The sequence below is a fragment of the Streptomyces sp. NPDC058650 genome, assembly GCF_042717315.1.
In the GTDB taxonomy this organism is placed as follows: domain Bacteria; phylum Actinomycetota; class Actinomycetes; order Streptomycetales; family Streptomycetaceae; genus Streptomyces.
In genome coordinates, this window is the sequence record NZ_JBHXRL010000015.1 from 1 (window position 1) to 25,157 (window position 25,157).

A 25,157-nucleotide genomic window follows, 5' to 3' on the forward strand; every position below is an offset into this window, starting at 1 on the left:
GCGGGGGGGGGGTTTTTTTGGGGGGGGGGGGGGGGGGGGTGGGGGGGGGGGGGGGGGGGTTGGGGGGGGGGGGGGGGGGGGGGGGGCCCGGGGGGGGGGGGGGCCGTGCGGCGGCGGGGGGCCGGGGACGGGGCCGGTGCCGGGTCCGCCGCCGTGGAGGAGCGGGCCGCGCTCCACGTCTCGGGGTCCGTGATGTCGACGCCGCTCGACGCGCGCGGGGCGACCGGCGCCGTGACGTACGTGGGGAGCGGAACCGGGACCGGCTCCCAGCTGTCGCCGCGGGCCGGGCCGCGCTCGCGCTGCTGGTCCACCCACTCCGCGTGGTCCGTCTGCTCGACCAGGGCGCGGCGCCCCGCCTCCTGCGGGGACACGGGCGACGTCGAGACCGGGTCCTGATCGGCCTCCGGTTCGGGTGTCGGGGTGGGCCGCCGGCTCTCCCGCAGCCGGGCCGCCGCCGCTTCCGCGCGGCGCCGGTCCATCACGTACACGAAGCGGCGTCGCTCCCGGACCCGCAGGTGCACGATGTACACGCTGAGGAGCAGAGCCGGGACGGCGGGCGCCCACAGGAAGGCGACGCCGCCGACGGCCGCGACGACCGCGCCGAGGGTGAACCCGGCGAAGAGGAGCGTCGTGGTGCGCCGGCGCCGGGCGAGGAGCTTGCCCCGGCGGGCCCGCTCGGCCGCGGCGCCGCCCGTGGAGGGGCGCGCGGGTGCGGGGGCGGGTTCCGGCGTCGGTTCCGGCTCGGGTTCCGGGAGTTCGAGGCGCGCCTCGGTCCTGGCCGCGGGCGCGGAAAAGGCCCGGACGTCGACCGAGCTCAGATGCTCGGTCGCCGCGTCCGGGTCCACGTCGGGCGTCGGACCCTCCGCCGTACGGTCCCGCTCCTTGAGCTCCTTGGCGTACCGGCGCTCCATTCCCGCCCGTCCGGACAGCAGCCGGATGGCGGTGCTGAAGCGTTCCGTCGGACGGGCTTCGTTCAGCTCGTCCTGCCTGCGGAGCCACATCGGCACCAAGTAGGCGGCCCAGGCCCCGACGATGACTGCGTAGATGAGGCCGCTGCTGCTCACGCCTCACACGGTAGAGGGGTTCGCGGGAGGCCATCGGCCAATTGGCCCGGTGTGTCGCACGATCTGGCTGATATCACTGAACTTTTTTGTGATTGTTCAGATCGTTTGCGTGCCAACTACCGATTAAATTCGAACGTTTATGCCATTCTTCTCTGGCGCCAGCGCCGCAGCAATCCCTCCGGCACCTCCTCCACCGTCAGCGTGAAGACCAGGTGGTCACGCCACGCGCCGTCGATGTGGAGATAGCGGGGCCGCATCCCCTCCTCGCGGAAGCCGAGTTTCTCCACGACCCGCCGCGAAGGGCCGTTCTCCGGGCGGATGCACACCTCCATCCGGTGCAGTCCGACCGTGCGAAAACAGTGGTCGACGGCGAGCGCGACCGCCGTCGGCATCACCCCTCGCCCGGCCACCTCGCTGTCCACCCAATAGCCCACGTGCCCCGAGCACATCGAGCCCCAGGTGATCCCCGCCACGGTCAACTGCCCGACGAGACGCCCCTGGTACTCGATGACGAACGGCAGCATCCGGCCCGCCTTCGCCTCCGCCCGCAGATGGCGGACCATCTGACGGTACGTCGGCCGCTGCGCGACCGGGCCGCCCGGCGCCGGCGGCGGCACCGTCGCCTCCCAGGGCCGCAGCCACTCGCGATTGCGCCGGTTCACCTCGCGCCAGGCCCGCTGGTCGCCCATCTTTATCGGGCGGAGGACGACGTCCCCGTCCACCAGGACCACGGGCCAGGGCGGGATCATGACGGTCTCGGGTGGTCGCCACCACGGATCTGGTCGACGGCGTGCCGGAGGATCGGCTCCAGGACCGCGAGCCCGTCCCGTACCCCGCCGGGAGACCCCGGCAGGTTGACGATCAAGGTGCCGCCCGCGACGCCCGCGAGCCCGCGCGAGAGCGCCGCCGTCGGCACCTTCTCCCGGCCGTACGCGCGAATGGCCTCCGGGATGCCCGGGATCTCGCGCTCCAGGACCCGGCGGGTGGCCTCCGGGGTCTCGTCGGTGGGCGAGATGCCCGTACCGCCGGTGGTGACGATCGCGTCGTACCCCGCCTCGACCCCGGCCCGCAGCGCGGCCTCGACCGGCGCCCCGTCCGGGACGATCTGCGGGCCGTCCACGGCGAAGCCCATCCGGGTCAGGCCCTCGGCGATCAGCGGACCGCCCTTGTCCTCGTACACCCCGGCCGACGCGCGGTTCGAGGCGGTGACGACCAGGGCCGCGTACGGCCCGAGAAGAGTGCCGCCGAGCCCGTCACCGAGCGGCTCCGGGGCCTCCTCGTGGGGGTGCGCCCCGCTCACCCGGCCCCCGCGCGTCACGACCCGCTCCGCGTCCAGTGGCCCGACTTGCCGCCCGTCTTCTCCTCCACCCGTACGTCGGAGATGACCGCGCCCTTGTCGACCGCCTTCACCATGTCGACGACCGTCAGGGCCGCCACCGAGACCGCCGTCAGGGCCTCCATCTCGACGCCCGTGCGGTCCGTGGTCTTCACCGTCGCCAGGATCTCGACCGCCTCGTCCGTGACCGCCAGGTCCAGGGTGACGCCCGAGACCGCGAGCGGGTGGCAGAGCGGGATCAGGTCGGGGGTCTTCTTCGCCCCCATGATCCCGGCGATGCGGGCCGTCGCCAGCGCGTCGCCCTTCGGGACGCCCTCGCCGCGCAGCAGCTCGATCACGCGCGGCGAGACGAGGACCCGTCCGCTGGCCCGCGCGGTGCGGGCCGTGACGTCCTTCGCGGAGACGTCGACCATGCGGGCCGCACCCGCCTCGTCGATGTGGGTGAGACCTTGCTGCGTGCTCATGGCCGTGACACTCCCGGTCGCTGTATGGGGACGACACCGTACCCCCACCCTCGCCCCCTCAGCCGAGGAGGACCACTTCCAGCTCGCTGCCCGGCTCGACGCTGTCCGTCTCCTCCGGGACCACGAGCAGGCAGTCCGCGTGCGCGAGGGCCGCGATGAGGTGCGAGCCGGCACCGCCCACCGGAGTGACGGTGCCCGCCTCCGGGTCGTACGCGCCCCGCAGGAACTGACGGCGGCCGGCCGGGGACGAGAGCGCCTTGTCGGCGGCGAGCACCGCCCGGACCGTGGGTCTGTGCAGGTCCTCGACGCCCATCAGGGCCCGGATCGCGGGCCGGACGAACAGCTCGAAGGAGACGTACGAGGACACCGGGTTGCCCGGCAGCGCGAGCAGCGGGATCTGCTCGGCGCCGATCGCGCCGAAGCCCTGCGGTTTGCCCGGCTGCATCGCCAGCTTCCGGAAGTCGACCTGCCCGTCGGCGCTCAGCGCCTCCTTCACGACGTCGTACGCGCCGACGCTCACCCCGCCCGTCGTCACGATCAGGTCCGCCCGGATGAGCTGGTCCTCGATCGTGGCCCGCAGCGTCTCCGCCTCGTCGGTGACGGCGCCCACCCGGTAGGCGAGGGCGCCGGCGTCCCGCGCGGCCGCGGCCAGCGCGAAGCTGTTCGAGTCGTGGATCTGGCCCTCGCCCAGCGGCTCGCCGGGCTGGACGAGCTCGCTGCCGGTGGAGATGACCACGACCCTCGGGCGGGGCCGCACGCGGACCGTGCCCCGGCCGATCGCCGCGAGGAGCCCGATCTGCGGCGGACCGAGGACGGTGCCCGCCGCGAGGGCCAGCTCCCCGGCCCGTACGTCGCTGCCGCGCGCGCGGACGTGCGCCCGGGCCTCGGCGGACCGGTGCACCCGCACCTCGCCGCCCGCGCCCTCCGGGGCGTCGCTGGCGGCGCGCATGCCGGTGGCCGCGCCTCCGCCCGTACCGCCGTCGGTCCACTCGACGGGGACGACGGCCTCGGCGCCGGGCGGCAGCGGGGCGCCCGTCATGATCCGGGCCGCCTGCCCGGGGCCGACGGTCGGCAGCCCGCCGTCACCGGCCGCGACGTCGCCGATGACCGTGAGGACCGCGGGGAACTCCTCGGTGGCACCGGCGACATCGGCGACCCGCACCGCGTACCCGTCCATGGAGCTGTTGTCGAACGGCGGCAGCGCGACCGGCACCGTCACGTCCTCGACGAGGACACAGCCCTGCGCGTCGAGGAGTTGGAGCTCGATGGGTTCGAGCGGGCCGACCGTCGCGAGGATGTCGGCCAGGTGCTCGTCCACCGACCACAGACCGCGGGCCGCGCCCGCGCAGGGGTCCGCCGGGCCGTGATCGTCACCGTGGCCGTGCTCATGACCGTGGCCGTGCTCGTCGGACGGCGACGGTGCCGCGATGCTGCTCAAGGTCCTACATCTCCTCGCTGACGTATTTCCGGAGCCAGGCCCGGAAGTCCGGTCCCAGATCTTCACGTTCGCACGCGAGTCTGACAATGGCACGCAGATAGTCCCCGCGGTCACCGGTGTCATAGCGGCGGCCCTTGAACACCACACCGTGCACCGGGCCGCCGATCTTCTCGTCGGTGGCGAGTTTCTGCAGGGCGTCGGTCAGCTGGATCTCCCCGCCACGGCCCGGCTCGGTCTCCCGCAGCATCCCGAAGACGGCCGGATCCAGCACATAGCGGCCGATGATCGCGTAGTTGCTGGGCGCCTCTGCCGGCTCCGGCTTCTCGACCAGGTCCGTCACCTTCACGACGTCCGGGTCGGCGGTCGCCTCGACGGCCGCGCAGCCGTACAGATGGATCTGCGAGGGCTCGACCTCCATCAGCGCGATCACGCTGCCGCCCTCGCGCTCCTGGATCTCCACCATCCGCGCGAGGAGCGGGTCGCGCGGGTCGATCAGGTCGTCCCCGAGGAGCACCGCGAAGGGCTGGTCGCCGACGTGCGGGGCCGCGCACAGCACCGCGTGACCGAGGCCGCGCGGGGCGCCCTGGCGCACGTAGTGCATGGTGGCGAGGTCGCTGGACTCCTGGACCTTGGAGAGGCGCTCGTCGTCGCCCTTCCGGATCAGAGCTTCCTCCAGCTCGTAGTTCCGGTCGAAGTGGTCCTCAAGGGGACGCTTGTTGCGACCGGTGATCATCAGAACGTCCGAAAGGCCGGCCGCGACGGCCTCCTCGACGACGTACTGGATGGCCGGTTTGTCGACGACCGGCAGCATCTCCTTCGGCGTCGCCTTGGTCGCCGGGAGGAAGCGGGTGCCGAGGCCCGCGGCCGGGATGACAGCCTTGCTGATCCGGCCGAGCCTGGGGAGCGACTGATTCATGAACTGCACCTTAGTCGTTCGGAATGAGAGAAAGATGTGGCTTCGATTAACTTCATCCACATAAAGACAGTTACGAGAGTTTCGTGAATTCAGATGAGGCCGTCATGACACCCGAGACACCCGAGTTGTCCGAAAAGACCCTGCTGCGCAAGCGACTTCTGGCCGCCCGAGCCGCGCTGAGCGCCGAATCCCTCGCGGACACGGCCGAATCCCTCGCCCGCCGGGGAGTGGAACTGGCCGAACTCGCCGAGGCGTCCACCGTCGCCGCCTACGTGTCCGTGGGCCGCGAGCCGGGCACGCGCGCGCTGCTCGACGCGCTGCACGCGCGCGGGGTGCGGGTCCTGCTCCCCGTACTGCTCCCCGACAACGACCTGGACTGGGCCTCGTACGAAGGTCCGGAGCGGCTCGCGAAGGCCGGCCGCGGACTCCTCGAACCGGTCGGTCCCCGTCTCGGGCCCGAGGCCGTCCGCGCCGCCGACGCCGTCCTGCTGCCGGGCCTCGCGGTCGACGCGCGCGGGATGCGGCTCGGGCGGGGCGGCGGCTCGTACGACCGGGTCCTCGCCCGGCTCGCGCGGGCGGGCGCCGACCCGGCCCTGGTGGTGCTCCTGTACGCGGACGAGGTGGTCGCCCGGGTCCCGGAGGAACCGCACGACCACCCCGTACACGTGGTGGTGACCCCGGAGGGGGTCACCCGATTCCGTAGGGCCCCTACGGCTTGAGGACCAGGGTGTCCTTCGTCGACGCGTCGACCGCCGCCTTGCCGTAGGCCCAGTCGTAGAGCTCGCCCTTCGCCCACGTGTCCGTCTGGTCGGTGTAGTGGTCGTGGAAGGCGTGGCCCGAGGACCCGGTCAGGTTGACCCACCGGGACTTGTCCCAGTCGCCGACGTTGACCACCATCCGCATCGACGGCACCCAGATGACCTCGTAACCGCCGGCCGCGTTCCAGCCGGTCGCGTCGACCGCCGCCTCGCCGCCGCCCAGGTTCCACGGGCCGCGGTTGAGGAGCTGCTGCACGAAGCCCGGTCCGGCGGTGCCGAGGGTCTGGTTCTTCAGGGTCAGCTGGTGCAGCCGGCCCCAGCTCCAGGTGGAGATGTCCTTGCCGAGCTTGGCGGTCAGCTCCCAGCGGGCGTCCTTCATGGCCCGGGCGAGCAGCTGGTCACGGGTCTCGGTGGCCGCGTCCGTGCGGTTGCCCGGGGTCGTCCACCACTCGCTCTGCTCCTGCTTGAGGAGCGGGCGGACCACCTCGTACCAGCGGTCGCCGCCGTCCGGCTGCGCCGAGTCGGGGTCGCGCTGGCCGCACTCCCGGACGAGCTTGTTCTGCTCGTCGACCGGGCCGGTGGCGTCGGCCGGGCGGACGGTGATGCAGTCGCCCTCGGCCCGCAGTTCCTTGGGCAGCTTGTCGCCGAAGGCGAGCTTGAGGACGTTGCGCCAGACCGCGTTGAAGTAGGCCGCGGCGGCCGAGTCGGGCTCCTGGGTGTAGTCCCAGCCCTCCAGGAGCTTCTGCGCCTCGCGGACGTACGGGTCCGAGATGTCGACCTTCAGCAGGAGCGGGTTGAGCAGCGTCGCGATCTCGCTGCGGTTGTCCGTCTGCATGGTCCGCATGTCGTCCGGCGAGATCTTTCCGCCGTCCTTGGTCTTCGACTCGATGAGGTCGTTGATCCGCTGGCTGCGCGAGCCGTAGCCCCAGTCCTTGGTGAGCAGGTCCGGGTAGCTCTTCTCGTCGATCACGGCCTGGTTGGCGGTGACGATGTAGCCGCGGTCCGGGTTGAACTCGTACGGCAGCTGCGCGAAGGGGATGTAGCCCTTCCACCGGTACGAGGAGTCCCAGCCCGGCGCCGGGAGGGCGCCGTCGCCCTTGGTGCGCTGCGGGATCTTGCCCGGGGACTGGTAGCCGATGTTGCCCGCGGTGTCGGCGTAGATGAGGTTCTGGGACGGGACCTCGAAGTTCTTGGCCGCCGCCCGGAAGGTGGTGAAGTCCTTGGCGCGGTCGAGCGCGAAGATCGCGTCCATCGACTTGCCGGGCTGGAGCGCCGTCCACTGGAGGGAGACGCCGTAGCCGGTGCCGCGGTCGGGGGCGGCGTTGCCGACGGGGGCCTTCTGGCCGACCTTCTCCAGCTCGGAGGAGCGGTCGGAGACGAGCGGGCCCCGCTCGGTGGAGCGGACCGTGATCTTCCGGTCGTCCCCGCCGGCCACCTTGATGACCTCGTCGCGGATCGTGAACGGCTTGACCTTGCCGTCGACGAGGTAACCGTCCGGGCCGATCTTCTCCAGGTAGAGGTCGGTGACGTCGGCGCCGAGGTTGGTGAGACCCCAGGCGATCTTGTCGTTGTGGCCGATGATCACGCCGGGCGTGCCGGAGAAGGTGTAGCCGGCGACGTCGTAGCGGCAGGTGGCCGAGACCGAGCGGCAGTGCAGACCCATCTGGTACCAGAGCGACGGCAGCTGCGGCGCGAGGTGCGGGTCGTTGGCGAGGAGCGGCTTGCCCGAGGTCGTCTTCGCGCCGGACACGACCCACGAGTTCGAGCCGATGCCGTTGCCGTTGGGGCCGAGGAGGGCCGGGATGCCGTCCAGGACCTCGGAGAGCGCGCCGAGCTGGGCGTCCACGCCGCCCTGGGAGGAACCGGTGGAGCTGCCGGGGCCGGTGGGGTTGGTGCCCGGGGTGTCGCCGGTCGTCGACCCGTCGCCCTCGCCGCTCCCGTCGCCCTCGCCGGCCTCGGCCGACGGGTCGAAGGAGCCGGTCGTCTCGTCGACCGCGCCCTTGTCGACGATCGGCTGGTGGAGCGCGTACGGGTACTCCGGGTAGAGCTGCTTGATCTGGCTCGCGCTCAGCCGGCTCGTCATCAGCGAGCGGTCGATCTCGTCCTGCATGTTGCCGCGCAGGTCCCAGGCCATCGCCTTGAGCCAGGCCACCGAGTCGACCGGGGTCCACGGCTCGATCGCGTAGTCGTTGGTGAAGCCCAGGGCCGCGTACTCGACGGAGATGTCCGCCGGGTCCCGGTCCTTGAGGTAGGCGTTGACGCCCTCCGCGTACGCCTGGAGGTACTTCTTCGTCTCGGCCGACAGGACCGTGTCGTACTCCTGCTGCGCGACCCGGCGCCAGCCGAGCGTGCGCAGGAAGGAGTCGGTCTCGATCTGGCTCTCGCCGAACATCTCGGAGAGCCGGCCCGCCGTCACGTGCCGGCGGACGTCCATCTCGTAGAAGCGGTCCTGTGCCTGGACGTAGCCCTGGGCGCGGAAGAGGTCCGTCTCGTTGTCCGCGTAGATCTGCGGGACGCCGTTCGCGTCCCGCTTCACCGTGACGTCGGCGGAGAGGCTGTCGAGCCGGATCTCGCCGGTGGTCTGCGGGAACGAGCCCCGGACGGTGGTGACACCCCAGTACCCGCCGAATCCGATGCCCGCGACCAGCGCAAGGACCAGGACGAGGAGGAGCAGGCGGGCGCGCCGCCCTTTCTTCTTGGCGGGGGGCGCGGTCGTGTTGGAGGGCATCGCTGTCCTTCGAGGGGCAGGGTGGTCCTGGAGTACGGGAGCAACCTTAGGCGCAGCGTCCGGAGGGCCCGGACTCGGTGTCAGGAAGAGAACCGTACTGATGAGCGGCCCGATGCAAAGGAGGCGTCAAGAAAACGTTAAAGATTAGGTAAGGTAACGAAGTGTCGGCCGCTGGAGGAACGATCCAGCTGCATGCGAGGGGAAGGATCGGCCACTGACTGTCCACCAGCTCAATGAACTCCTGCTCATCTGCTCCCTCGTGTTGCTGATCGCCGTCGCGGCCGTGCGGATCTCGTCCCGGAGCGGGCTCCCCAGCCTGCTGCTCTACCTCGGGATCGGCATCGCGATAGGGCAGGACGGCATCGGCAACGTCGCCTTCGACAACGCCGAACTGACCCAGGTCATCGGCTACGCCGCCCTCGTCGTGATCCTCGCCGAGGGTGGCCTCGGCACGAAGTGGAAGGAGATCAAGCCGGCACTGCCCGCCGCCGTCGTCCTCTCCACCGTCGGGGTCGCCGTCAGCGTCGGCATCACGGCCACGGCCGCCCACTACCTCGTCGGCCTCGACTGGCGGCAGGCGCTGATCATCGGCGCCGTCGTCTCCTCCACCGACGCCGCCGCGGTCTTCTCCGTCCTGCGCAAGGTGCCGCTGCCCTCCCGGGTCACCGGTGTCCTGGAGGCCGAGTCCGGCTTCAACGACGCCCCCGTCGTCATCCTGGTCGTCGCCTTCTCCACCGCGGGCCCCGTCGACGCCTGGTACGTCCTCGTCGGCACGATCGCCCTAGAGCTCGCGATCGGCGTCGCCGTCGGTCTCGCCGTCGGCTTCCTCGGCGCGTACGGCCTCCGGCACGTCGCGCTGCCCGCCTCCGGCCTCTACCCGATCGCCGTCATGGCCATCGCGGTGGTGGCGTACGCGGCCGGCGCCCTGGCCCACGGCTCCGGCTTCCTCGCCGTCTACCTGGCCGCGATGGTCCTCGGCAACGCCAAGCTGCCGCACGCGCCCGCCAACCGCGGCTTCGCCGAGGGGCTCGGCTGGATCGCCCAGATCGGCATGTTCGTCCTGCTCGGCCTGCTCGTCACCCCGCACGAGCTCGTCCACGACTTCTGGCCCGCCGTCGTCATCGGCCTCGTCCTGACGGTGGTCGCTCGGCCGATGGAGGTCCTGGTCAGCCTGGCGCCCTTCCGGATCCCCTGGCAGGAGCAGGCCCTCATGTCCTGGGCCGGACTGCGCGGAGCCGTCCCCATCATCCTCGCCACCATTCCGATGGTGGCGCAGATCGAGGGCAGCGAGCGGATCTTCAACATCGTCTTCGTCCTCGTCGTCGTCTACACCCTGGTCCAGGGGCCGACCCTGCCCTGGCTGGCCAAGGCGCTGAAGCTGGGCGACTCGGCCGAGGCCGCCGACCTCGGCGTCGAGTCCGCACCCCTGGAGCGGCTGCGCGGGCACCTGCTCTCCGTCGCCATCCCCGAGGCCTCGCGCATGCACGGCGTCGAGGTCGGGGAGCTGCGGCTCCCGGCCGGCTCGGCGGTCACCCTCGTCGTACGCGAGGAGAAGAGCTTCGTCCCCGGTCCCGCGACCGTGCTGCGCCGCGGCGACGAGCTCCTCGTCGTCGCGACCGACCCGGTGCGGGACGCCACGGAGCGTCGTCTGCGGGCGGTCGGACAGGGCGGCAAGCTCGCCGGGTGGCTCGGTACGGGGGGCGTGGAGGTCAAGGCGCACACGGGAACGGCGGCGCGCTTCCACCTGCCCGGCGGGCACGGCGGGAGCCACCATGAGCACCGTTCGCGTGGCTCCTCCCGCGGCCCCGAGAAGAAAACATCCGGTTGATCCCAGGCATCAATTCAGGTGCGAGAGCGTTTTCCCAGGCGGGAAGACGCTCTTCCCTGTACCCTGAAGGCACACCTGATCGAACCAACTCTGCCTGACGCAGAGCTGGCGCGACCGTATGGCGGCCGAGGCGCCCCTCCGTAGTGGGGCCGGCCCGGTATCTACCGCAGTAACGCGCATGAGGACAGCTCTCGGCGACACCCGCACCACAGTGCCGGGGCGCGCTACCAGGCGGCAGAAAGGCCAGGACCGTGGCGTCCACGGTCATCTCGGACAAGCGACCCGGCTACGGGCAGCTCCTGCGCACCCCCGGTGCGCTGTCCTTCCTGCTCCCCGGCTTCGCCGCCCGGCAGCCCTTCGCGATGCTGACCATCGGCATCGTCCTGCTCGTCCAGCACACCACCGGCTCCTTCGGCAGCGCGGGCGCGGTCGCCGCCGTCACCGGCGTCGCCATGGCGATCTTCGCCCCGCAGAGCGGCAAGCTCGCCGACCGCTTCGGCCAGCGCGCCGTCCTGATCCCCGGCGTCCTCGTCCACACCGCGTCCGTCTCCCTGCTGGTGGCGCTCGCGCTGAGCGGCGCACCGCTCTGGGCGCTGTTCCTGGCCGCCGTACCCGCCGGCGCCTCCGTGCCCCAGGTCGGACCGATGGTCCGGGCCCGGTGGGCCGCGAAGCTCGACGGCACGCCGCTGATGCCGACGGCCGCGGCCTTCGAGTCCGTGACCGACGAGTTCACCTTCGTCGTCGGTCCCGTCCTCGCGACCGCCCTGTGCACCGGCATCCACCCGGCCGCGGGCCTGATCGCCGAGGCCGCCCTCACCCTCGTCGGCGGCCTGTTCTTCGCCGCGCAGCGCGCCACCCAGCCCGCGTTCGGGATCGCCGCGGCCGCCACCGCCGGTCCGCACCGCTCGGCGCTCTCCATCCCCGGCGTCCGCGTCCTGATCGTCGCCTTCCTCGGCATCGGCGCCGTCTTCGGCGGCATGCAGGTCTCCCTGACCGCCTTCACCGAGGAGATCGGCAACCCCGGCGCCAACGGCCTGCTGTACGGGATCTTCGCCGCCGGCAACATGCTCGCGGGCATCGCGATGGGCGCCATCGCCTGGAAGATCGGCCCCCGCCGCCGTCTGATCCTCGGCTACGTCGGCCTCACGGTCGCGGCCTCCCTGCTGTGGACCGCGCACTCGGTGCTCCTCCTCGGCGCCCTGGGCCTGGTCGTGGGTCTGTGCATCGCCCCCGCCCTGATCACCGGCTACACGATCGTCGAGACCCTGATCCCGGCGTCGGCCCGTACCGAGGCCTTCACCTGGCTCACCGGCGCCGTCGCGCTCGGCCAGGCCGCGGCCGTCACGATCGCCGGCCGCCTCGCCGACTCGCAGGGATCGAGCGCCGGGTTCCTGGTGCCGGCCGTGGGCACCGTCCTCGCCCTGGCCACGCTCCTCGCCCTCCGGTCGCGGCTGAAGCCGCGCGAGACCAGCCGGGTCGCGGCACGTGGTATCGGTCACCGCGTGCCGGTGGCGGTGGACTGATCCCACGGAATACGTCAAGATGGATCGTCGTTAGCACTCGATGAGTGTGAGTGCCAGGAGGAAGTCACGTGCCGACCTACCAGTACCAGTGCACCGAGTGTGGCGAGGGCCTTGAGGCGGTCCAGAAGTTCACCGATGACGCGCTGACCGAGTGCCCCAGCTGCGCAGGACGCCTGAAGAAGGTGTTCTCGGCCGTCGGCATCGTCTTCAAGGGTTCCGGCTTCTACCGGAACGACAGCCGCGGCTCGTCGTCCAGCAGCTCGCCGGCCCCGTCGAAGTCCGCGACCCCGTCGTCTTCGTCCTCGACGTCCTCGACGTCGGACTCGAAGCCGGCCGCGTCGTCGTCCTCGACCGCTTCCGCGTCGTCGTCGAGCGCCGGAAGCTCGACCTCGGCCGCCTGATCCCGCTCGTCACCGAGGGCCCCGTCGCTTGCCGCGACGGGGCCCTCGGTGTTTCCCGGCCCCGCGCATAGGGTGATCGCCATGGCGACCCATGATGCGTACGCGGACATCGGCGTGATCGGCGGCTCGGGCTTCTACTCCTTCCTGGAGGACGTCACGGAGGTGTCCGTGGACACCCCGTACGGCAGCCCCAGCGACTCCCTCTTCCTCGGCGAGATCGCCGGCCGACGGGTCGCGTTCCTCCCCCGTCACGGCCGGAGCCACTCCGTCCCGCCGCACGGGATCAACTACCGCGCCAACCTCTGGGCCCTGCGCTCCGTGGGCGTACGACAGGTCCTCGGGCCCTGCGCCGTCGGCGGGCTCCGCGAGGAGTACGGACCGGGCACCCTCGTCGTACCGGACCAGCTCGTGGACCGGACGAAGACCCGGGCGCAGACGTACTTCGACGGGGAGCGGCGGGCCGACGGAGCCGTCCCCAACGTCGTCCACGTGACCTTCGCCGACCCGTACTGCCCCGACGGGCGGCGGGTCGCGGTCAAGGCAGCCCGGGGGCGGGGCTGGGAACCGGTGGACGGCGGCACCATGGTCGTGGTCGAGGGGCCCCGCTTCTCCACCCGGGCCGAGTCGCGGTGGCACGCCGCCGCCGGCTGGTCGGTCGTCGGCATGACCGGTCACCCCGAGGCGGTCCTCGCCCGCGAGCTGGGCCTCTGCTACACCTCGCTCGCGCTGGTCACGGACCTGGACGCGGGCGCCGAGACCGGCGAGGGCGTCTCCCACACCGAGGTGCTGCGGGTGTTCGGCGAGAACGTGGGACGGCTGCGGGACGTGCTGTTCGACGCGGTCGGCGCGCTCCCGGCGACGGTCGACCGGGACTGCCTGTGCACGGAGGCGCACGACGGCTGGGACCTGGGGATCGAGCTGCCGTAGAGCGCGGCGGTGTCGGCCGAACCACCCTCGGGGGTGAGGGAGTTGTCCACAAGCGGCGGGTGATCCCCAGGCCGGAGCGAGGATGTGGCGGGGCCGGGAGAGTGGGGCGTGGCCCTACTCCCGACCAGGACAGGCGGTACTCGCCATGATGCGCACCTCCACTCCTCTTTCCGCTTCCTCCGTTCCGGCGCCGTGCGTCGTGCCCGCCTTCGAGCCGGTACGGGGTCGGGGCGCGCGGCGCGGGCCGTTCAGGGCCCTGCGGCGGGGGTGGCGTGCTCCTGTGGTGCTGCTCGCTTTGACGCTCGCCGCCCTGGCGGCGGCGGGCACGGGGTCGGGCTCGGGCTCGGGGGCCTCGCCGACCGGGGCTGCCGTGACGCCCCGGGCGCGGCCGCCCGCCCCGGTCGCCGTCCGACTGGTGTCCGCGCCGGTACGGATCGCCGACGCCGAGACCGTACGGCTGCTGCGCGCCGGCGACCGGGTCGACGTGATCGCCGCGCCCAACTCCCCGATGGGCGGCGGCGGTGAGGCCCGCGTGGTGGCGACAGGCGCCCGAGTGGCCGAAGTTCCGCGCTCGGGCGAGACTCGTTCGGACGGAGGGGCGCTCGTCGTCCTGTCCGTGCCACGGTCGACCGCTGCGGCGCTGGCAGGTGCCGGTGTCACGTCCCAACTGGCGGTGACGCTGTGCTGATTCGCACTGGCTCACTGTCAAGTCGCCGGTCCGTGTGTACGGATTGGACGCCTCTGCGCCGTTCACGGCGTAATGGCTCCGCACACAACACACACGACGAGAACGAAAGGCACCTTGGTGGCCGAGAAGAAGGAAAACTTGCTCGGAGGCTTCAAGGCCTTCCTGATGCGTGGCAACGTGATCGACCTGGCGGTCGCGGTCGTGATCGGCGCCGCGTTCACCAACATCGTGAACTCGGTGGTCAAGGGCCTCATCAACCCGGTGGTCGGTGCCTTCGGCACGAAGAACCTGGAGAGCTACGCGTCCTGCATCAAGGGCACCTGCGCGGTGGTCAACGGCGAGGTGCAGGGCGTCCAGCTCCAGTGGGGCCTGGTCCTCAGCTCGGTCCTGAGTTTCCTGATCACCGCGGGCGTCGTCTACTTCCTGATGGTCCTGCCGATGGCCAAGGTCCTCGCCAAGCGTGCCGCGCACGACAAGGCGAAGGAAGGCATCGCAGAGACCATGGAGATCAGCGAGCTGGAGGTGCTCAAGGAGATCCGCGACCACCTCGTCGCCCAGCGCGGCCCGTTCGTGGGTGCGGGCACGGGCGTCACGCCGAGCTCCAACGGCTCGGGCTCCGGTGCGACCTCGGGGACGCACTCCACCTCCTGACCGGCACTGCGTGCCGGGCTCAGAGGTGGTGCGGCGGCTTCTCGTCGAGGAAGCGCGCGAGGTCGGCGGCGCTGTCGCTGCCGGCCGGAGGCCGCTCGCCCCACCCGCGGTCCGTGTCGTCCGCGGACTGCCGGTCCAGCGGATCGTCGAAGTCGAGTACCGGCTTCGGTGTGTTCTCGGGGGTGGGTCGGGAGCCGGTTCGCTTCGCGTCTCGCGGTACGTGGGCGGGGGCGGTACTCATACCTTCAGGGTACGCCGCTCCCCCCGCCCCGTACCCGTCTCATACCCCGCCTCATGTCCCGCCTCATGCCGCGCTGATCAGCGGTCCTTCGGGTCGATGAGCCAGATGCCGAGCACGACCAGGAACGACAGGACGAGGAAGCCGGCCCCCCACCACGCGGTGCCGGTGTCACCCGCCATCCACTCGTCCACCACGATCGTCAGCCCCCAGAGCTGGCCGATGACGACCGTGAGCGCCAGCGCGAGGCGCGCGGACAGCTTCGAGGAGCGCTCCGGCTCCTGCTCCGTGCCGGCTCCAGGGCCCGGACCGGTGTGCCGGATCCGGGGGTCGCCGTAGCCGCTGGTGGGCCGGATCTGCGGATAGCGCTCGTGCACCGGCCGGTTAAGACGCGGCTGGGCGCTGCCGGGGGTGTACGCGGGCGGCCGCGGGGACTGCGGAGCCCCGGGCGCTCCGGGTGCTCCGGGTGCTCCGGGCGCGCTTGGTGCTCCCGGTACTCCGGGCGCGCCTGGTACTCCGGGTGCTCCCAGTGCTCCCGGTGCCTCCGGGGCTCCGGGGTCCCTCGGGAAGGGGGTCTCGCTCATGTCCGCTCACTCCTCTCGGCCGTCTTCCGGCTTGGGGTGACCGGGCCGGCCGGGCCGCCCGCGCCGAAGCCGGGGCAGCCCGGACGGTCCTCGCCGTTCTGGCGGCAGAAGCCCTCGACGGCGCTCTCGCCCGAGCGGGCCGTGCCGATCGCCCAGACACTGCCGTCGACCTGCTCGACGAGGATCACCTTCGGCAGGCCCCTCGGCGGCGGGCCGGCGGTGACCTCTCCCGTACGGGCGTCGAAGATCCCCTCGTGGCAGGGGCAGTACAGCTCTCCCTCGCTCCCCCGCTCCTTGCGCCACAGCACGGCGCAGGCGAGGTGGGTGCAGACGGCGGAGTAGCCGGCGAGGGTGCCGTCGTCCATGCGGACGGCGATGGCCCGGTCCTCTTCGCCCGGATAGCGGAAGGCGAGCGACTCCCCCGGCTCGATCCGGTCGGCGACCTTCTTGATCTCGGGGGCCCCTTCGCTGTCGCCGTGGCGGTGCAGGATGCCGGAGGCGACGGCGACGCCGCCGACGGCCAGGCCGCCGGAGACGGTGGCGACGATCCGCAGGTAGTCGCGGCGGGTGGTGAGGGAGTCGGCGGCGATCCGGTCGCGGAGCGCCTCCTGGGCCGCGTCGGCGCGGGGGTCCGGCGCGGGCGGCTGGGGGTCGGTGACGCTCATCGGACGTCCCTTCCGTTGATCTCGACGACGGGCAGACCCCCCGGCACCGGCCACTGGACCTTGTCGGCGGGGACGACCATCGCGACACCGGTGGTGACGGTGGTCGTGCCGAAGGTGAAGGAGTCGGCGACCTGGACGCCGGGGCGTTCCGCCTGGAGCTCTTCGAGGGTTCCGTAGAAGAGGGCGCCGGTGGGGCAGACGGTGGCGCACATGGGGGCGAGGCCGTAGGCGGTGCGGTCGTAGCAGAGGTTGCACTTCATCTGGAGCTTCGCCTGGAGGTCGATCTTGGGGACGCCGAAGGGGCAGGCGTTGACGCAGTTGGCGCAGCCGATGCAGCGGGTGGTGTCGGCCTGCTGCACGACGCCGTCGGCGGTGACGAGGATCGCGTCGGCGGGGCAGACCTCGGCGCAGGGGGCGACCGGGTCCTCGCAGTGCATGCAGACGGTGGGGAGGGAGGCGACGGAGTGGCCTTCGTCGGGGTAGTCGAGGTGGATCATCGACTTGCCGCGGTGGGAGTCGCATTCGCGGCAGGCGGAGACGCAGGCCTGGCAGCCGATGCAGCGGCCCGGGTCGATGAAGATCGTTCGGCCCATCATGTGCGGGTCAGCTCCTCTCGGCGGTGCCGCGGCCCTGGGGGGAGGTGGGGGGCAGCGGGTCGAGGCGCGAGACCTGGGTCTCGGGGTAGGCCTGCTGTCCGGGGGCGGTGGGCGGCGCGGGGACCTCGTCGACGTGTTCGGCGGCCTCGATGCGGGCGGCGCAGACCTTGTACTCCGGGATCTTGGAGCGCGGGTCGAGGGCGTCGATGGTGAGGGCGTTGGCCGAGGTGGGGACGGGCCAGTGGTAGGGGACGAAGACGGTGTCGGGGCGGATGGCCTCGGTGACGAGGGCGGGGAAGACCTCGCTGCCGCGGCGGGTGACGACGCGGACGGGATCGCCGTTGCGGAAGCCGTGGGAGGGATGGACCTCGACCCAGGGGCGGGGGGTCTGTTCGACGAGGGCGCCGAGCCGGCGGGTCTGGTTGCCGGAGAGGAAGTGGGCGACGGTGCGACCGGTGGTGAGCGAGAGGGGGTACTCCTCGCTGTACGGGTCCATCGGCGGGTGCCATTCGACGACCTGGAGGTGGATCGTGCCGTCGGGGTGGTAGGTGCGGCCGTCCTCGAAGAGGCGGGGGGTGCCGGGGTGGTCGGTGCTGGGGCACGGCCAGGCGATGCCGCCGGTCTCCTCCAGGCGTTCGTAGGTGATGCCGTAGTAGTCGTTGACCGTGCCGGCGGAGGCGACGCGGAGCTCCTCGAAGACGGAGCGGGAGTCCGGGAAGTCGAACTTGTCGCCCGCGCCGAGCCGTTTGGCGAGTTCGCACATGACCCAGGTGTCGGTGCGGACGCCGGCGGGGGGTTCCTGGGCCTTGTTGTGCTTGACGACCCGGGCCTCGGCGTTGGCCATGACGCCCTCGTCCTCGGCCCAGACGGTGACCGGGAAGACGACGTGGGCATTGGCGGCGGTCTCGGAGAGGAAGAAGTCGAACTGGGCGTGGAATTCGAGGGTGTCGTAGCCGTCCTTGACGGTGGCGTAGTTCGGGAGCGAGACGAAGGGGTTGTTGCAGATGCCGACGAGGCCGCGGATCTCCTTGCGCTGCATCTGCCAGACCATCTCCATCATGGAGGTGCCGGCGAGCGGGAGTTCGGCCTCGTCGACGCCCCAGATCTCGCAGATCTGGCGGCGGTGCTCGGGGTTGGTGATGGAGCGGCCGCCGGGCAGGAGGTCGGATTTCTGGCCGTGTTCGCGGCCGCCCTGACCGTTGCCCTGGCCGGTGATCGTGCCGTAGCCGGCGCCGGGCTTGCCGATGTTCCCGGTGGCGACGCAGAGATTGATGATCGAGAGGCAGTTCTCGACGCCCTGGGAGTGGTGCTCGACGCCGCGGGCGTGCCAGGCCATGGCCTTGCCCGCGCCGGCGAACATGCGGGCTACCTGGACGATCTGCTCCTCGGGTACGCCGCAGATCGTGGCGGAGCGGGAGGGCGGATAGTCGGCGACGGTCTTCTTGACCTCCTCCCAGCCGGTGGTGTGGGCGGCGAGGTAGGCCTCGTCGGTGAGGCCCTCGGCGACGACGACGTGGAGGACGGCGTTGAAGAAGGCGGAGTCCGTGCCGGGTTTGATCGCGACGTGGACGTCGGCGGTGCGGGCGATGGCCGTCTCGCGGGGGTCGACGACGATGAGGGTGGCGCCCCGGTCGCGGGCTCCCCACAGGTACTGGGTCATGACCGGGAAGCACTCGCCGACGTTGGAGCCGGCGATGAGGAGGCAGTCGGTGAGGAGGATGTCGGAGAACGGGTTGCCGGCGCGGTCGATGCCGAAGGCGAGCTTGTTGGCGCCGGCGGCGGAGACCATGCAGAGACGGCCGTTGTAGTCGACGTGCCGGGACTTGAGGGCGACGCGGGCGAACTTGCCGACGAGGTAGGTCTTCTCGGAGAAGAGGCTGGCGCCGCCGAGGAGCCCGAAGGCGTCGTTGCCGTACTCGCCCTGGATGCGGCGGATCTCGGCGACGGTGTGGTCGAGGGCCTCTTCCCAGCTGACCTCGCGGAACTCCTCGTCGCGGTTGGCGCGCATGAGGGGTGCGGTGAGCCGGTCGGGGTGGTTGACCTGCTGGTAGGCGTTGATGCCCTTGGGGCAGAGCCGCATGCGGTTGATGTCGTGGTTGCGGGGCTCGACGCCGAAGACCTTGCCGCCGCGGTCGACGCGGAGGTACATGCCGCACTGGACTCCGCAGAAGCAGCAGTGGGTGGGGACGAGGGTCTCGCCGTTCTGGTCGGCGTGCCAGCGGTCGGCGGGGATGCCCCCGGCGTCCCGGAAGGCGCGGGTGCCGGGCGGGGCGAGGGAGGGGTCGAGCGGCAGCGGCTGCCCGGAGGTGGTCGCGGGGTCGGTCGCGGTCACTTGAAGCCCTTCTTCACGTGGTCGAGGTAGGCGGTGCCGCGGAGGACGCGCTTGCAGCGGGGGCAGTACTCGGCCCATTCGTCGAAGCCCAGGTCGAGGTCGCGCATGGTGCCCTGGAGGTTCTCGACGTAGGGGGCGGTGTCGATGGGCTCGTGGCAGCGGCGGCAGGCGAGGACGGTGTCGGCGGAGCCGCCCTTGCCGCGGGAGGTGTATTTGAAGAGCTGCATGCCGACGGCCGCGGGCCGCTGGACGATGTGGAAGAACTTCCCGAAGGGGATGTAGATGAGGGTGAAGACCACGGACACCATGTGGAGGATGGCGAGGAACTCGTAGCCGCCGCCGTGCAGGAAGATCGACGAGAAGGTGAGCAGGAGCCCCGTCACGGAGATGACGATGAGGGCGAGGAGGGGCACCAGGTCGTAGGCGAAGCGCTGGCCGGTGATGGCCGCGCGGTCCTTCATGCGGCGCCAGAGGAAGTAGGAGGCGCCGGCGATGACGAGGACGGCGGCGATGTCGAGGCCGTGGAACATGAGCCAGCCGAGGATGCTGAGCGCGTCGAAGCCGATGACCTTGAGGCCCCAGATCCGCATCTCGTAGCCGGGCCCCGAGCCGGTGGACGAGGTGAAGGTGAACCAGCCCCAGGTGAGGGGGAAGGTGATCGCGGCGGCCAGCAGACAGCCCCAGAAGACGAGCTGGTGGGCGGCCCAGCGGGCGTGGGAGCGGGCACCGAGGAACTTCTGGAAGCCGAGATAGGTGGCGATCATCCGGGGCAGGGCGGTGGGGGCCCTGCGGAAGTTCGCGGCGGAGAAGAAGGACCGCCAGCCCTGCTTGAAGAGGCGGCGGGCGCCGGGGGCGGAGATCCAGACGGTGTACCGGTAGGCGACGCCGAAGGCGAGGAAGACCGTGGCGACGGCGTACGGCAGGAGGGCCGAGTCGAAGTCGCGCAGCAGGCGGCTTCCGAAGACGATCGCGAGGATCAGGAGCACGGAGACGGCGGTGCCCGCGAGGACCGCGCGGCGGCGCACGGCGGCGGGGGTCTGCGGCGCGGGTCCGGCGGCTGCGGGGTCCCCGGGCACGGCGGCGCCGGGGGCGGGGTCTCCTGGGGCCGCGGCCGGGTCTCCGGGGGCGGGGCTCGGCTCGGCTGTCTTCGGTGGCTCGGTCACGCGGCCACGGTAAGGGTGTACGTACCACTTCGTCCTGTTTTATGAGGTGGTGGGGTGAGCGCGTCGCTCAGACGGCGTGCAGGCCGTGGGAGAGGAAGACCCCGCGGGCCTCGGCGACCTGCTCGGGCGTCGGGGACGGGGTGTCGTGCAGGGTGAACGGCTTGGCGAGTGCTTGCCACTTCGCTTCGCCGAGCTTGTGGAAGGGGAGGATGTCCACGCGGGAGACGTTGCCGAGGCCGGCGGCGAAGGCGGCGACTCCCTCGACGTCGGCGGGGCCGTCGGTGAGCCCCGGCACGAGCACGAAGCGGACGTGGACCTCCTGGCCGAGTTCCGCGAGGCGCCGGGCGAAGTCCAGCGTCGGCCGCAGCGGCCGACCGGTGACCTTCTTGTACGTGTCCGGGCCCCAGGACTTGATGTCGAGCAGGACCAGGTCGGTGTCGCGCAGCAGGGCGTCGGTGGCGCGGGCGCCGAGGAAGCCCGAGGTGTCGAGGGCCGTGTGGAGGCCGAGCTCGTGCTTCATCCGGTGCAGCAGCTCGCCGGTGAAGACGGGCTGGAGGAGGGGCTCCCCGCCGGAGATGGTGGCCCCGCCGCCGGACGCGGCGATGAAGCGGACGTACTTGCCCGCCTCGGCGATCACGTCGTCGGCGGAGGTGCGCCTGCCGTTGCGCATCCTCCAGGTGTCGGGGTTGTGGCAGTAGAGACAGGTGAGGGGGCAGCCGGAGAGGAAGGTGACGAAGCGGGTGCCGGGTCCGTCGACACCGGTGGACAGGTCCCAGGAGTGGACCGAGCCCTCGGAGGGCCGGTGGGTCGCCGCGGCGGCCGGGGTCGCGGGTCCGATGGTGAGGCTGGTCATGGCAGGACCTCCTTGGGAGGGTGTCGGGCGCGACCCGGGGCCCGGGCCTGGGGCGAGGGCCGCCGGCCCCGGGTGATCGGAGGAGCTACAGCGAGCCGTGGAAGGTGCGGTTCAGGACGTCGAGCTGCTGCTCGCGGGTGAGCCGGACGAAGTTGACCGCGTATCCGGAGACCCGGATGGTCAACTGCGGGTAGTTCTCCGGGTGCTCCATGGCGTCCAACAGCACGTCGCGGTTGAGGACGTTGACGTTCATGTGGAAGCCGTCGCTCGCCATGTAGCCGTCGAGGACGCCCGCGAGGTTCCTGATCCGCTCCTCGGGGGTGCGGCCCAGGCCGTCTGGGGTGACGGTGTTGGTGAGCGAGATGCCGTCCTCGGCGTCCTCGTACGGGAGCTTGGCGACCGAGAGGGCCGAGGCCACGTAGCCGTGGGTGTCGCGGCCGTTCATCGGGTTGGCGCCCGGGGAGAAGGGCTCGCCCGCGCGGCGCCCATCGGGGGTGTTGCCGGTCTTCTTGCCGTAGACGACGTTGGAGGTGATGGTCAGGACGGACTGGGTGTGCTCGGCATCGCGGTACGTCGGGTGCTTGCGCACCTTCCGCATGAACTCCTCGACCAGCCAGACGGCGATCTCGTCGACGCGCTCGTCGTTGTTGCCGTACGCCGGGTACGCGCCGTCGATGACGTAGTCCGTCGCGAGACCGGTCTCGTCCCGGACCGGGGTGACCTTGGCGTACTTGACGGCGGCGAGGGAGTCGGCGGCGACGGAGAGACCGGCGATGCCGCAGGCCATGGTGCGGCGCACGTCGCGGTCGTGGAGCGCCATCTCGATGCGCTCGTAGGCGTACCGGTCGTGCATGTAGTGGATGACGTTCAGGGCGTGGACGTAGACGCTCGCGAGCCACTCCATCTGCTCGTCGAACCTGGCCATGACCTCGTCGTAGTCGAGGACCTCGGCCGTGATGGCGCCGCCGGCCGGGCCGACCTGGGCGCCGGACCTCTCGTCGCGGCCGCCGTTGATCGCGTAGAGGAGGGTCTTGGCGAGGTTCACGCGGGCGCCGAAGAACTGCATCTGCTTGCCGACGGGCATCGCGGAGACGCAGCAGGCGATGGCGGTGTCGTCGCCGAAGCGCGGCCGCATCAGCTCGTCCGACTCGTACTGGACGGAGGAGGTGTCGATGGAGACCCTGGCGCAGAACTCCTTGAAGCCCTGCGGGAGCTGCGGCGACCAGAAGACCGTCATGTTCGGCTCGGGGGCCGGGCCGAGGTTGTAGAGCGTCTGGAGGTAGCGGAAGGAGGTCTTCGTGACGAGCGGGCGGCCGTCCTCGCCCATGCCGGCGATGGACTCGGTGACCCAGGTGGGGTCGCCGGAGAACAGCTCGTCGTACTCGGGGGTGCGCAGGAAGCGGACGATGCGGAGCTTGATGATGAAGTCGTCGACGAGCTCCTGGGCCTGCTCCTCGGTGAGGAGACCGGCCTCGATGTCGCGCTGGAGGTAGACGTCGAGGAAGGTGGACGTCCGGCCGAGGGACATCGCGGCGCCGTTCTGCTCCTTCACGGCGGCGAGATAGGCGAAGTACAGCCACTGGATCGCCTCGCGGCCCGTGGTGGCGGGGGCGGAGATGTCGTGGCCGTAGGAGGCGGCCATCGCCTTGAGTTCGCCGAGGGCGCGGATCTGCTCGGAGAGCTCCTCGCGGAGACGGATGGTCTCCTCGAGGGAACGGTTCCCGGCGGGAAAGGCGTTGAGCTCCTCCTTCTCCTCCTTCTTCACCGCGATCAGGCGGTCGACGCCGTAGAGCGCGACACGGCGGTAGTCGCCGATGATGCGGCCGCGGCCGTAGGCGTCGGGGAGGCCGGTGACGATGCCGGCCTTGCGGGCGGCGCGGATCTCGGGGGTGTACGCGTCGAAGACACCGGCGTTGTGCGTCTTGCGGTACTCGGTGAAGACCTTCTCCAGGTCCGGGGAGACCGGGTAGCCGTAGGTCTCCAGGGCGCCGGCGACCATGCGCCAGCCGCCGTACGGCATGATCGCGCGCTTCAGCGGGGCGTCGGTCTGGAGGCCGACGATCAGGTCCTAGTCGCGGTCGATCCAGCCGGGGGCGTGGGCGGTGATGGTGGAGGGGATGTCGTACGAGATGTCGTGGACGCCCTTGGCGCGCTCCTCCGGGAACTTGTCCGCGATGGACTTCCACACGGCGGTGGTCCGCTCGGTGGGACCGGCGAGGAAGGAGTCGTCGCCCTCGTACGGCGTGTAGTTCTGCTGGATGAAGTCGCGGACGTCGACGGCGTCGCGCCAGAGCCCGCCCTTGAAGCCCTTCCAGGCCTGCTCGTTCACCGTTGCCGTCGCCGTCGTCGCTGCCTCAGCAGGTGTCGCAGTCACTGCCCGCACCGCCTTCTTCGCTTCATTCGATCGCGGTTCTTCCTCCCTCCATTTCACTCCTATCGATCGATCATTCCGGTCGGCATTGGTCACCGGTCGGCGGGCTTTGGTCCTGTTCCGGGGACGCCGGAAGGCCCCGCCGTGGCGGGGCCTTCTCCTCCAGGGAGAACAGGGGCTCAGCTGGGCGCCTCGGCGCTCTTGCGGGCGTAGAACCACCAGGTCACGACCATGCAGCTGACGTAGAAGGCGACGAATCCCCACATCGCGCTGGTCACGGCCACCGAGCCGAAGAGGGCCGGGATGAAGAAGAAGCCGTAGGCGGCGATGGCCGAGGTGAATCCGGTGACGGCACCCGACTCCATTTCCGCCTGCTTCAGCGCCCTGGCGTATTCCGGGGTGCCTTCCTCAAGGCCCTTCAGGTGCGTGCCGCGGAAGATGACCGGGATCTGCCGGAACGTCGAGCCGTTGCCGATTCCGGAGAAGAAGAACGCGGCGAGGAAGCAGAAGAAGAAGCCGTAGAAGGAGCCGCCGTCACTGCCCGAGGGCAGGAAGGTGATCACGCCGATGATGGAGACGGCCATGCCCACGAAGGACAGGATCGTGACGCGGGCGCCGCCCCACTTGTCGGCGATCCAGCCGCCGCCCCAGCGGGCGAGGGCGCCGACGGCCGGACCCATCCAGGCGTAGGTGGCGACGGAGTAGTCCGGGAACGTGGTCTTGATGAGCATCGGCAGGGCGGCGGCGAAGCCGATGAAGGAGCCGAAGGTGCCGACGTACAGCCAGGTCATCAGCCAGTTGTGCTTGCGCTTGAAGATGATCTTCTGCTGGCTGAAGGGGGTCGAGGCCACCTTGAGGTCGTTCTGCCCGAACCAGGCGACGGCCGCGAGGATCAGCAGGATCGGCACCCAGAGGAACGCGGCGTTCTGCAGGTGGACGGGGGTGCCGTCGGCCTTGTGCTGCGCGGAGCCGATCGCGATGGTCGACCAGGTGATGACGATCGGGGTGAGGAGCTGGACGACGGAGACGCCGAGGTTGCCGAGACCGCCGTTGACGCCGGTCGCGCTGCCCTTCTTCGCCTTGGGGAAGAAGAAGCCGATGTTGGCGAGGGACGAGGCGAAGTTCGCGCCGCCGATGCCGCAGAGCGCGGCGATGGCGACCATCACGCCGTACGGGGTCGTCGGGTCCTGGATGGCGATGCCGAGCCAGATCAGCGGCACGATCAGGACGACCGTCGACAGCGCGGTGAAGCGGCGCTGGCCGACCATCGGGCCGAGGAAGGTGTAGAGGATCCGGGCGGTGCCGCCGGTCAGACCGGGGATGGCCGTCAGCCAGAACAGCTGCGAGGTGGAGAAGCCGAAGCCGACGTCCTTGAGATTGGTCGCGGTGACCGACCAGACCTGCCAGACGACGAAGGCCACGAGCAGCGCCGGAACCGCGATCCAGAGGTTACGGGTGGCGACCTTCTTGCCGATGGACTTCCAGAAGAGCTCGTTCTCGGGCTCCCAGTCGGTGATCGGCTTCCCGGGGCGGTACTGCTCCGTGTCGTACGACGGGGCCGGTCCACCCGTCCTTCTGCTGCCCTGGTCCTGGGACTGGACGACGGAACTCATGGCGCTTCCCTGCCTTTTCG

The 25,157-nt window shown here is 71.1% G+C and carries 22 protein-coding genes and 1 pseudogene; 7 read left to right on the forward strand and 16 right to left on the reverse strand.

What is annotated here, in order from left to right; genetic code table 11:
* From glpR to galU, 6 genes are all read right to left on the reverse strand, one after another.
* The coding region (gene glpR / locus ACFWWU_RS24705) for a gephyrin-like molybdotransferase receptor GlpR (RefSeq protein ID WP_384147977.1) at positions 1-1,064 on the reverse strand (1,064 nt) is incomplete at its 3' end.
* A 137-nt stretch (positions 1,065-1,201) separates the two neighbouring features.
* On the reverse strand, positions 1,202-1,813 hold the full coding sequence (locus ACFWWU_RS24710; RefSeq protein ID WP_384147978.1) for a GNAT family N-acetyltransferase: 612 nt from the start codon (positions 1,811-1,813) through the stop codon (positions 1,202-1,204).
* The gene (locus ACFWWU_RS24715; protein ID WP_384148136.1) at positions 1,810-2,364 is read right to left on the reverse strand and encodes a molybdenum cofactor biosynthesis protein B; all 555 of its coding nucleotides are present in this window, start codon (positions 2,362-2,364) and stop codon (positions 1,810-1,812) included. Before ACFWWU_RS24715 ends, ACFWWU_RS24710 begins: the two co-directional genes overlap by 4 nt.
* Before the next feature lie 14 nt (positions 2,365-2,378).
* Positions 2,379-2,864, reverse strand: a complete 486-nt coding sequence (moaC, locus tag ACFWWU_RS24720; RefSeq protein WP_024754798.1) for a cyclic pyranopterin monophosphate synthase MoaC — start codon at positions 2,862-2,864, stop codon at positions 2,379-2,381.
* Between the two features lie 58 nt (positions 2,865-2,922).
* Entirely contained in the window at positions 2,923-4,191 is a 1,269-nt protein-coding gene (glp, locus tag ACFWWU_RS24725) for a gephyrin-like molybdotransferase Glp (protein WP_384148137.1), read from the reverse strand.
* 115 nt (positions 4,192-4,306) lie between these two features.
* Complete coding sequence (galU, locus tag ACFWWU_RS24730) at positions 4,307-5,218, reverse strand: UTP--glucose-1-phosphate uridylyltransferase GalU (RefSeq protein WP_384147979.1); 912 nt, start codon at positions 5,216-5,218, stop codon at positions 4,307-4,309.
* A gap of 104 nt (positions 5,219-5,322) precedes the next feature.
* Between galU and ACFWWU_RS24735 the strand changes: the two genes are divergently transcribed.
* Complete coding sequence (locus ACFWWU_RS24735) at positions 5,323-5,937, forward strand: 5-formyltetrahydrofolate cyclo-ligase (RefSeq protein ID WP_384147980.1); 615 nt, start codon at positions 5,323-5,325, stop codon at positions 5,935-5,937.
* Here ACFWWU_RS24735 and ACFWWU_RS24740 read toward each other — a convergent pair.
* The gene (locus ACFWWU_RS24740) at positions 5,927-8,704 is read right to left on the reverse strand and encodes a penicillin acylase family protein (RefSeq protein WP_384147981.1); all 2,778 of its coding nucleotides are present in this window, start codon (positions 8,702-8,704) and stop codon (positions 5,927-5,929) included. The genes ACFWWU_RS24735 and ACFWWU_RS24740 overlap by 11 nt on opposite strands.
* A gap of 259 nt (positions 8,705-8,963) precedes the next feature.
* Between ACFWWU_RS24740 and ACFWWU_RS24745 the strand changes: the two genes are divergently transcribed.
* The 6 genes from ACFWWU_RS24745 to mscL all read left to right on the forward strand — a co-directional run bounded on the left by ACFWWU_RS24745 (position 8,964) and on the right by mscL (position 14,722).
* Complete coding sequence (locus ACFWWU_RS24745) at positions 8,964-10,532, forward strand: potassium/proton antiporter (protein WP_384147982.1); 1,569 nt, start codon at positions 8,964-8,966, stop codon at positions 10,530-10,532.
* A 251-nt stretch (positions 10,533-10,783) separates the two neighbouring features.
* Positions 10,784-12,055 carry an MFS transporter gene (locus tag ACFWWU_RS24750; RefSeq protein ID WP_384147983.1) on the forward strand — a complete coding sequence of 424 codons (1,272 nt, stop codon included), beginning with the start codon at positions 10,784-10,786 and terminating at the stop codon, positions 12,053-12,055.
* Between the two features lie 68 nt (positions 12,056-12,123).
* Positions 12,124-12,456 (forward strand): FmdB family zinc ribbon protein, encoded by a 333-nt coding sequence (locus ACFWWU_RS24755; RefSeq protein WP_384147984.1) that lies wholly within the window; start codon positions 12,124-12,126, stop codon positions 12,454-12,456.
* An 81-nt stretch (positions 12,457-12,537) separates the two neighbouring features.
* Entirely contained in the window at positions 12,538-13,383 is an 846-nt protein-coding gene (locus ACFWWU_RS24760; protein WP_384147985.1) for an S-methyl-5'-thioadenosine phosphorylase, read from the forward strand.
* Positions 13,384-13,666: 283 nt separating this feature from the next.
* Positions 13,667-14,071 carry a hypothetical protein gene (locus ACFWWU_RS24765; protein WP_384147986.1) on the forward strand — a complete coding sequence of 135 codons (405 nt, stop codon included), beginning with the start codon at positions 13,667-13,669 and terminating at the stop codon, positions 14,069-14,071.
* A gap of 72 nt (positions 14,072-14,143) precedes the next feature.
* The gene (gene mscL, locus ACFWWU_RS24770; RefSeq protein WP_384147987.1) at positions 14,144-14,722 is read left to right on the forward strand and encodes a large conductance mechanosensitive channel protein MscL; all 579 of its coding nucleotides are present in this window, start codon (positions 14,144-14,146) and stop codon (positions 14,720-14,722) included.
* Between the two features lie 19 nt (positions 14,723-14,741).
* On the opposite strand, the gene ACFWWU_RS24775 is transcribed toward mscL, so the two are convergent.
* The 9 genes and pseudogenes from ACFWWU_RS24775 to ACFWWU_RS24815 form a co-directional block, all read right to left on the reverse strand.
* Entirely contained in the window at positions 14,742-14,963 is a 222-nt protein-coding gene (locus ACFWWU_RS24775) for a hypothetical protein (RefSeq protein WP_384147988.1), read from the reverse strand.
* 77 nt (positions 14,964-15,040) lie between these two features.
* Positions 15,041-15,544, reverse strand: coding sequence for a hypothetical protein (locus ACFWWU_RS24780; protein WP_384147989.1), 504 nt, complete (start codon positions 15,542-15,544; stop codon positions 15,041-15,043).
* The gene (locus ACFWWU_RS24785; protein WP_384147990.1) at positions 15,541-16,209 is read right to left on the reverse strand and encodes a ubiquinol-cytochrome c reductase iron-sulfur subunit; all 669 of its coding nucleotides are present in this window, start codon (positions 16,207-16,209) and stop codon (positions 15,541-15,543) included. Before ACFWWU_RS24785 ends, ACFWWU_RS24780 begins: the two co-directional genes overlap by 4 nt.
* The gene (locus ACFWWU_RS24790; RefSeq protein ID WP_055642974.1) at positions 16,206-16,805 is read right to left on the reverse strand and encodes a 4Fe-4S dicluster domain-containing protein; all 600 of its coding nucleotides are present in this window, start codon (positions 16,803-16,805) and stop codon (positions 16,206-16,208) included. The genes ACFWWU_RS24785 and ACFWWU_RS24790 overlap by 4 nt, the downstream gene beginning before the upstream one ends.
* Before the next feature lie 7 nt (positions 16,806-16,812).
* Positions 16,813-19,137, reverse strand: a complete 2,325-nt coding sequence (locus ACFWWU_RS24795; RefSeq protein WP_384147991.1) for a molybdopterin oxidoreductase family protein — start codon at positions 19,135-19,137, stop codon at positions 16,813-16,815.
* Positions 19,134-20,162 (reverse strand): MFS transporter, encoded by a 1,029-nt coding sequence (locus ACFWWU_RS24800; RefSeq protein ID WP_384148138.1) that lies wholly within the window; start codon positions 20,160-20,162, stop codon positions 19,134-19,136. Before ACFWWU_RS24800 ends, ACFWWU_RS24795 begins: the two co-directional genes overlap by 4 nt.
* Positions 20,163-20,367: 205 nt before the next feature.
* The gene (gene pflA, locus ACFWWU_RS24805) at positions 20,368-21,153 is read right to left on the reverse strand and encodes a pyruvate formate-lyase-activating protein (protein ID WP_384147992.1); all 786 of its coding nucleotides are present in this window, start codon (positions 21,151-21,153) and stop codon (positions 20,368-20,370) included.
* An 85-nt stretch (positions 21,154-21,238) separates the two neighbouring features.
* A pseudogene (gene pflB, locus ACFWWU_RS24810) lies at positions 21,239-23,527 on the reverse strand (formate C-acetyltransferase).
* A gap of 176 nt (positions 23,528-23,703) precedes the next feature.
* Positions 23,704-25,137, reverse strand: a complete 1,434-nt coding sequence (locus tag ACFWWU_RS24815; RefSeq protein WP_384147993.1) for an MFS transporter — start codon at positions 25,135-25,137, stop codon at positions 23,704-23,706.
* Positions 25,138-25,157: the final 20 nt, after the last annotated feature.

Excerpts from the sequence above, each read along its gene's own strand:
- ACFWWU_RS24760 (WP_384147985.1), top strand. The coding sequence starts at position 12,538 with ATGGCGACCCATGATGCGTACGCGGACATCGGCGTGATCGGCGGCTCG.
- ACFWWU_RS24790 (WP_055642974.1), bottom strand. The coding sequence starts at position 16,805 with ATGATGGGCCGAACGATCTTCATCGACCCGGGCCGCTGCATCGGCTGC.
- mscL (WP_384147987.1), top strand. The coding sequence starts at position 14,144 with ATGGCTCCGCACACAACACACACGACGAGAACGAAAGGCACCTTGGTG.
- moaC (WP_024754798.1), bottom strand. The coding sequence starts at position 2,864 with ATGAGCACGCAGCAAGGTCTCACCCACATCGACGAGGCGGGTGCGGCC.
- ACFWWU_RS24710 (WP_384147978.1), bottom strand. The coding sequence starts at position 1,813 with ATGATCCCGCCCTGGCCCGTGGTCCTGGTGGACGGGGACGTCGTCCTC.
- ACFWWU_RS24785 (WP_384147990.1), bottom strand. The coding sequence starts at position 16,209 with ATGAGCGTCACCGACCCCCAGCCGCCCGCGCCGGACCCCCGCGCCGAC.
- ACFWWU_RS24740 (WP_384147981.1), bottom strand. The coding sequence starts at position 8,704 with ATGCCCTCCAACACGACCGCGCCCCCCGCCAAGAAGAAAGGGCGGCGC.
- ACFWWU_RS24735 (WP_384147980.1), top strand. The coding sequence starts at position 5,323 with ATGACACCCGAGACACCCGAGTTGTCCGAAAAGACCCTGCTGCGCAAG.
- ACFWWU_RS24780 (WP_384147989.1), bottom strand. The coding sequence starts at position 15,544 with ATGAGCGAGACCCCCTTCCCGAGGGACCCCGGAGCCCCGGAGGCACCG.
- ACFWWU_RS24815 (WP_384147993.1), bottom strand. The coding sequence starts at position 25,137 with ATGAGTTCCGTCGTCCAGTCCCAGGACCAGGGCAGCAGAAGGACGGGT.
- pflA (WP_384147992.1), bottom strand. The coding sequence starts at position 21,153 with ATGACCAGCCTCACCATCGGACCCGCGACCCCGGCCGCCGCGGCGACC.
- ACFWWU_RS24775 (WP_384147988.1), bottom strand. The coding sequence starts at position 14,963 with ATGAGTACCGCCCCCGCCCACGTACCGCGAGACGCGAAGCGAACCGGC.
- galU (WP_384147979.1), bottom strand. The coding sequence starts at position 5,218 with ATGAATCAGTCGCTCCCCAGGCTCGGCCGGATCAGCAAGGCTGTCATC.